The following is a 7,544-nucleotide window of genomic DNA, read 5'->3' as shown; positions in this document are numbered from 1 at the left end:
CCCGTTCGAATCCCACTCGCCATACACAAAAAACGTTTCCCTCGCAGGAATCGGCTTGTTTTTGCTTATGGCGGAGAGAGTGGGATTCGTACCCACGTGGGCTTGCACCCTAACGGTTTTCAAGACCGCCCCGTTATGACCGCTTCGGTATCTCTCCAAGGGTAGAGCGCATTGGTCTCCTCGCGTGAGGTCGGCCAACCCGCTCCGTAATCATATCATAGGCCGGAGAGCCCGATCAACCCCTGCGTGGCTCGATAACCTCAAGTCCGCCCATGTAAGGGCGCAGCGCCTCGGGCACGACGACCGTGCCGTCCGCCTGCTGATAGTTCTCGAGGATCGCGGCGACCGTGCGGCCGAGCGCGAGGCCCGAACCGTTCAGCGTATGCACGTACTCCGGCTTCGCGCCAGTCTCGCGGCGGAAGCGAATGCCCGCACGACGCGCCTGGAAGTCCTCGAAGTTCGTGCAGGACGAGATCTCGCGGTACGTCGCCATACTCGGCAGCCAAACCTCGAGGTCGTACGTCTTGGCGGAGGCGAAGCCCATGTCGCCCGTGCACAGCGCAAGCACGCGATACGGCAGGCCAAGCAGCTGAAGCACGCGCTCGGCTTCGCCGGTCAGCGACTCGAGCGCTTCGTACGACGTCTCCGGGTCGACGAGCTGGACAAGCTCGACCTTATTGAACTGGTGCTGCCGAATAAGCCCGCGGGTATCGCGTCCCGCCGCGCCGGCCTCGGAACGGAAGCACGCGCTGAACGCTACGAGCTTGCGCGGCAGTTGATCCTTAGCCAGAATCTCTTCACGATGCAAATTCGTGACCGGCACTTCGGCCGTCGGGATCAGGTAATACTCCGTGTCCGCCAGCTTAAACAGGTCCTCCTCGAACTTGGGCAGCTGACCCGTGCCGACGAGACTGTCGCGGTTGACGATGTACGGCGGCAGAATCTCCTCATAGCCATGCTGGTCCGCATGCAGGTCCATCATGAGGTTAATCAACGCGCGTTCGAGGCGGGCTCCCAGGCCTTTGTAAAATACGAAGCGCGAACCCGTAACCTTTGCCGCCGCTTCAAAGTCGAGGATGCCTAGCCCCTCGGCGATCTCCCAGTGCGCCTTCGGCTCGAATTCGAGGCTCGCCGGCTCGCCGACGCGACGAACCTCCACATTGTCCGCTTCGCTCGCGCCAACTGGCACGCTTGCGTTCGGAATGTTCGGCACGGCGAGCAGCAGCGCGTCGGACTCGGCTTCGAGCCCGCGGAGTTCCTCGTCAATCTGCTTGATGCGGTCGCCGACTTCCTTCATCTCGGCGATCAGTCCGTCCGCGTCGCCGCCGCTCTTTTTGAGCTTTGCGACTTCTTGAGAAACGACGTTGCGCCGGTTCTTCAGATTGTCGCTCTCGGTCTGCAGCTCGCGGCGTCTGGCGTCGATCGCCGGAAACGCCGCGATCAGCTCCTCCGAAGCGCCCCGCTTCTTCAGCGCGTCCGCTACCTTGCCGTAGTCGGTGCGCAGCAACTTAATATCGATCATCGGTAGGTGATCCTCCTGACCCCGCAAAGGGGAATATACGTCGTCGCAGGCGCGTGTCCTTGCCTAGGCGCCAATGAGAATGCTGCTTAGCGCCGGCCTTGACCGGCCGCCTCGCGTGCCATGTCGATGAAGAGGCCGTGCAAGCGGTAATCGTCCGTCAGCTCCGGGTGGTACGAAGCGGCGAGCAGATGCCCTTGCTTTGCGGTGACGATCTCGTCCTTGTAGACGGACAGCACCTCCACGTCCGGCCCGACCTCGGTGATGAGCGGAGCGCGGATGAATACCGCGCGAAGCGGAGACTCGATGCCCTTGACGGGCAGATCGGTCTCGAAGCTCTCGCGCTGGCGGCCGAACGCATTGCGCGCGACCGTCATGTCCATCAGCCGCAGATGCGGCTCCTCGTCGCCCGTCAGGCGCTCTGCCAGCACGATAAGGCCGGCGCAAGTGCCGAATACCGGCTTGCCTGCGGCGGCGTAACCGCGTACCGCTTCGATGAATCCGTACTTGCGCATCAGCTTGCCGATCGTCGTGCTCTCCCCGCCTGGGATGATGAGACCGTCGATCTCCTCCAGCTGTTCCGTGCGCTTGACCGCGACGCCTTCGCCGCCGGCGAGTTCGATGCTGCGGATATGTTCCGCTACCGCGCCTTGCAGCGCCAGAACTCCGATTTTCATGGATGTACGACCTTCCTTCGTGTTCAGCCTTCTAAACCAATCGGGGCGGCCTCGCTGCCGGCGGTATGCCGGGGCGAGACCGCCCGAATCTGTGGCTTGGCCGCGGCGACTCGCGTGCGCCGGTTCAAGCGATGGAGGCCGCCCGTAGGCGGCAGCCGCGATTAGATGCCGCGGTCCTGCATGCGCTGGGACAGCTCCAGCTTGGAGATCTCGATACCCTTCATCGGGGTGCCCAGGTTCTTGGAGACGCGAGCGATCAGCTCGTAGTCTTCGTAGTGCGTCGTCGCTTCGACGATCGCGCGCGCGAACTTCTCCGGGCTGTCCGACTTGAAGATGCCGGAGCCGACGAATACGCCGTCGGAGCCCAGGTGCATCATCAGCGCAGCGTCCGAAGGCGTCGCAATGCCGCCGGCGGCGAAGTTGACGACCGGGAGACGGCCCGTCTCATGGACGCCCAGCAACAGCTCGTAAGGTACGCCCAGCGTCTTGGCTTCGTGGTACAGCTCGTCCTTGGCCAGGTTCTGAACCTTGCGGATCTGGCCCGAGATGAGGCGCATATGGCGAACGGCTTCGACGATGTTGCCCGTGCCCGGCTCGCCCTTCGTGCGAAGCATGGACGCGCCCTCTTGAATGCGGCGCAGCGCTTCGCCCAGATCCTTGGCGCCGCATACGAACGGCACCGTGAAGTCGCCCTTGCTAATATGGAAAACGTCGTCGGCCGGCGTCAAAACTTCGCTCTCGTCGATATAGTCGACGCCGAGGGACTCGAGCACCTTCGCTTCGACGTAGTGGCCGATCCGTGCCTTGGCCATGACCGGAATGCTAACAACCTTCATGACTTCCTCAACGATCGTCGGGTCCGCCATGCGGGCTACGCCGCCGGCCGCCCGAATATCGGACGGTACGCGCTCGAGCGCCATGACCGCCGTAGCGCCTGCCGCTTCGGCGATCTTCGCCTGCTCGGCGTTCATGACGTCCATGATGACGCCGCCCTTTTGCATCTCTGCCATGCCGCGCTTAACTCTCGATGTGCCTGTCTCCATTTTACCTACGCCTCCAATGCATTCTAAGCATTTATTTTACAGGAACGGCCAAAGATAGACAACCCGTACGGTCGGGATTGTACCGATCAAAACAGATTGACGATCCCCTTGAAAAGACCGCTGAAAAATGCGCCGATCGCCCGCAGCATGAGCTTGAACCAGCCGGCCTTGTTCACGTCCTCGGTCGCCACCAGATCGACGGTAACCGACTTGTCCTCCTGCGTAACGGGATCTTTGTATGTGTAGGTGGCCTTGCCCACCTTATCCCCTTGCTTCAGCGGCGCGACCAGCGGATCGCTCGTCGGCACGACTTCCTTCAGCTTCGCTTCGACCTTGCTCGTCTTCGGCAGCATCACCGTGATGTCCTGGCCGGTAACGACTTGAACCGACTTCTTGCCGCCCTTCTTCACTTTTAGCGTCTCATGCTCGGCGATCGCCGTCTTGGGCTGCACAAGCGTCTTTTTCTCGAAGCTGCCGAAGCCGTAGTCGAACAGCTTGGCCGTCTCGAGGAATCGCTTGCCGTCGTTCGAGTCGCCCGGTACGCCCATGACGACTGCGATCAGCCGCGTGCCGTTGCGAAGAGAAGTACCGGTGAAGCAGTTGCCCGCATTGGAAGTATGGCCCGTTTTCAGACCGTCGACGCCGGGATAGGCGAACTTTTTAAAATTCTGCACGTCCTTGTTCGACTCCAGCATCCAGTCCCAGTTGATGATCGGCGTGGCGTCGCGCTCGCGGAACTTGTAGGACGGCATCTTGGAGTATTCGAGGAACTCTGGGTAGTCCTTCAATATATGGTAAGCCAGCAGCGCCGAGTCGTGAGCCGACATCACCGTCTCGCCTTCGATCGAAGTCGGGCGATAAGCCTCCGGCATATCCGCGCGATCGAGACCGGTCGAGTTGATAAAATGAGAGTCGTTCATGCCGAGCTGCTTGGCCGTCTCGTTCATCAGCTTGGCGAACGCTTCCTCGGAGCCGCCGACCGTCTCGGCCAGCTGCGCCGTCGCGTCATTGGCGGAGCCGACTGCCATCGCGATGTACAGCTCCCTAACCGTATGCTTGTCACCGACGGCCAGGAACACCCGGCTGCCGATTTGCTTGGCCGCGTTTTCTTGTATGGTGATCTCTTGATCCCAACTAATCTTGCCGTCCTGAATGGCCTTAAAAACGAGATACTCCGTCATCATCTTGGTCATGCTGGCAGGCGGCAACGCTTCGTCCGCATTGTTCTGGTACAGCACTTGGCCGGTATCCGCGTCCATCAAAAAGGCTGACTTTACATTTAGTTGAAGACCGCTGATATCGTTCGTGGCGGCCGAAGAGCGCGGCAGCAGCATCGCTTGCAGCAAGGCGGCTAGAAGTAGGATGGCTAGAAGCTTGAACATGACAGCACGGGATTGCTTGGCATAGCGAACATAAGCTTGATTCAACACGCGACTCTCCTTTTAACCTAGCATATTAATGAGTCGGACAAGACCTTGAACTCCGTCTGTTATTGTAACATACCGCATCCAAAGGCAAAAGCCGCAAGGCGACGTTTGCTCGCCCTGCGGCTCTTCATTTTCGATCGTTTGCGGAATGCCGTTTACATCGAATAGTTCGGCGCTTCCTTCGTGATCTGCACGTCGTGCGGATGGCTCTCGCGCAAGCCGGCGCCCGTGATGCGGACGAACTCGGTATCGTTCTTCAGCTCATCCAGCGTCGCCGTTCCGCAATAGCCCATGCCGGAGCGCAGGCCGCCGAGAAGCTGGTGCAGCGTGTCGCGCAGAGGCCCCTTGTAAGGCAAGCGGCCTTCGATGCCTTCCGGCACCAGCTTGGAGTCGTCCTCTTGGAAGTAACGGTCCTTGGACCCTTCCTTCAACGCGCCGATAGAACCCATGCCGCGATAGGACTTGTAACGGCGGCCCTGGTAAATCTCCGACTCGCCCGGGCTTTCCTCGGTACCGGCGAACAGGCTGCCGAGCATAACCGCGCTCGCGCCTGCCGCGATCGCCTTGGTGATCTCGCCAGAGTACTTGATGCCGCCGTCCGCGATGATCGGGACGTTGTACTCGCGCGCGACCGTCGCGCAGTCGTAGATGGCCGTGATCTGCGGCACCCCTATGCCCGCAATGACGCGCGTCGTGCAGATCGATCCAGGTCCGATGCCGACCTTGACGACCGAAGCGCCGGCTTCGATCAGATCGCGCGTCGCTTCGCCTGTCGCCACGTTGCCGGCCACGATCGTCAGGTCCGGGAACCGCTCGCGCAGCTTGCGGACCATCGTGACGATATCGATATGATGGCCATGCGCCGAATCTACGACCAGGACGTCAACGCCAGCCTTGACGAGCGCGTCCGAGCGTTCGAACGTATCCTTCGACACGCCGACCGCGGCGCCCGCGAGCAAGCGGCCGTGCTTGTCCTTGGCTGCGTTCGGGAACTGAATCGCCTTCTCGATATCCTTAATGGTGATAAGACCCTTAAGCGTATTGGTGTCGTCCACGAGCGGCAGCTTCTCGATCTTGTGCTTCTGCAGCAGCAGCTCCGCCTCTTGAAGGGTCGTGCCTACGGGAGCGGTCACCAGGTTTTCGCTGGTCATCACTTCTTTGATCTTAATGGAATAGTCGTGTACGAAGCGCAGGTCGCGGTTCGTCAAGATACCGACCAGCTTGCCGCCGTCGTCCGTGATCGGCACGCCCGAGATCCGGTACTTGCCCATCAACTCCTCGGCATCATAAACATGGTGCTCGGGGGTCAGCGAGAACGGGTTCGTGATGACGCCGCTCTCCGAACGCTTCACGCGATCTACTTCCTCTGCCTGCTGAGCGACGGACATGTTCTTATGAATGATGCCAACGCCGCCTTCGCGGGCAATGGCGATCGCCAGAGCCGATTCCGTGACCGTGTCCATTCCGGCGCTGATCAGCGGAATATTCAGCTTCACGGAAGGGCTGAGCGCCGTCTGGACGCTGACATCCCTCGGCAGGATCGACGACTTGCGCGGAATGAGCAGGACATCGTCGAACGTCAAGCCTTCCTTGGCGAATTTATTTTGCCACACGAACTGTTTCCTCCTTTGGAAATACGTTATTTTATCGTTTGCCGAAATTGAATTATAGGCAATCTTAGCAGAGGCTCTAGGGGCTGTCAAGGCGCATTACAAGCCTAATTAGGCGAGCCGTTTATTAGGATCAATCCACGCTCGGCATAAATTTCCGATATATCCTTTTGCTTGTCGTTGTCCGGTTTGAAAGGTGAATGGCGTCGGTCCGTGATCGGATTCTGTAGGAAGGAGCTCGCTCAAAAGGGGGAGTGTCGGAGGAACGGAAGAGATGCACAGGAGATAACGTGAAAAATAAAGAGGGCTCACCCTTCTATGTATGTTGTTGCTTCAAGTGATCATTCGTATGTCTTATTTCGTATCCCTCTGGCTCTGCGCTTAATCATACTGAATAAACTCGCCGGAGGGATATTATTGTTAACGCGTGGCTGGGAACGCTGCGTTTCTTTAAGCAACCCGCCATTGGAATGCCGTTCATACTTTTTTAAGCGTTGTTCGTCGTATCCGTCGAAGTGCCGACGTTGCCGTCCTCACCGTGATCGTCGGGCCGGTCATTCGAACCGCCATTACTGGCCAGCGCTGCCATACTCCACATCCATTGCTCCGTCTGCAGCTTCGCGCTGGACGTCGAAGCCTGCGCGCCGTTGCCCCAGAACGAACCGCCAATACTAATCGCAAGCGCCAGCGTACTTGCCGCTATGATCTTTGACATGTGATATCCGCCTTCCGATGTCTCTTCTATTGAGAGGATATGTTTGTATCATAACCTCGTTTTTTGAACTGAATATGAAATGCGCCTTAAGAGTTACTGAAGATTAACGTTTATTTTAACGTTTGCTATTCTTTACCCGTTCGCACACCAAATTACAACCCTCTGGATAACATTTACCGGGTCCGGCAGCTAACTCGTAGAGTAGAGAACTGAAATTTCATCGGAGGGCGCAGGCCCTCCTTTTACTTTTCCAGCTCCCCCTGCATCAAAACGGACGTGAGGTTTTTCCTCATCCGGCTTTCCGTTGTTCTTCTTCCTTCAGCGTTACGGTACTTTCTTTAGCTGGCGAGTTTCTTTAGTCCTGCTAACTGTGCCGCCACGGCGGCTTGCTTGGACTTCGCGTGTTTCTTACGACGGTTGCGCTTCTTGTTCCAGAACAGCGTGAGGCGTTTTCGGATGTACCAGTCGATTTTGTTCAGGAATAGGTCGGCAAAGGAATCAAGCGCGTAGTAGTTCTTCCACCCCTGTAACTTGGGGTTCAGTTCCGCCACCA

7 protein-coding genes and 1 tRNA gene are annotated in these 7,544 nt (G+C 58.6%); all 8 read right to left on the bottom strand.

Annotated elements, in window-relative coordinates; genetic code table 11:
• Positions 1-68 precede the first annotated feature (68 nt).
• Positions 69-157, bottom strand: a tRNA-Ser gene (locus KVT38_RS32705).
• A 78-nt stretch (positions 158-235) separates the two neighbouring features.
• Positions 236-1,522, bottom strand: a complete 1,287-nt coding sequence (gene serS, locus KVT38_RS32700) for a serine--tRNA ligase (protein WP_217597937.1) — start codon at positions 1,520-1,522, stop codon at positions 236-238.
• 86 nt (positions 1,523-1,608) lie between these two features.
• On the bottom strand, positions 1,609-2,196 hold the full coding sequence (gene pdxT, locus KVT38_RS32695; protein WP_217597936.1) for a pyridoxal 5'-phosphate synthase glutaminase subunit PdxT: 588 nt from the start codon (positions 2,194-2,196) through the stop codon (positions 1,609-1,611).
• 161 nt (positions 2,197-2,357) lie between these two features.
• The gene (gene pdxS / locus KVT38_RS32690; protein WP_217597935.1) at positions 2,358-3,239 is read right to left on the bottom strand and encodes a pyridoxal 5'-phosphate synthase lyase subunit PdxS; all 882 of its coding nucleotides are present in this window, start codon (positions 3,237-3,239) and stop codon (positions 2,358-2,360) included.
• An 86-nt stretch (positions 3,240-3,325) separates the two neighbouring features.
• Positions 3,326-4,669 carry a D-alanyl-D-alanine carboxypeptidase family protein gene (locus KVT38_RS32685; protein ID WP_483298213.1) on the bottom strand — a complete coding sequence of 448 codons (1,344 nt, stop codon included), beginning with the start codon at positions 4,667-4,669 and terminating at the stop codon, positions 3,326-3,328.
• A 152-nt stretch (positions 4,670-4,821) separates the two neighbouring features.
• Complete coding sequence (gene guaB, locus KVT38_RS32680) at positions 4,822-6,279, bottom strand: IMP dehydrogenase (RefSeq protein ID WP_217597934.1); 1,458 nt, start codon at positions 6,277-6,279, stop codon at positions 4,822-4,824.
• 484 nt (positions 6,280-6,763) lie between these two features.
• The gene (locus KVT38_RS32675) at positions 6,764-6,991 is read right to left on the bottom strand and encodes a hypothetical protein (protein ID WP_217597933.1); all 228 of its coding nucleotides are present in this window, start codon (positions 6,989-6,991) and stop codon (positions 6,764-6,766) included.
• Between the two features lie 338 nt (positions 6,992-7,329).
• Positions 7,330-7,544, bottom strand: a 215-nt coding sequence (locus KVT38_RS32670; protein WP_217597932.1) for a group II intron maturase-specific domain-containing protein, incomplete at its 5' end; no start/stop codon positions are given.

It is taken from the genome of Cohnella sp. GbtcB17, from assembly GCF_019091135.1.
Lineage (GTDB): Bacteria > Bacillota > Bacilli > Paenibacillales > Paenibacillaceae > Cohnella.
The sequence above is the reverse complement of the archived record's forward strand: the minus strand, read 5'-3'. Positions and strand labels throughout refer to the sequence as shown.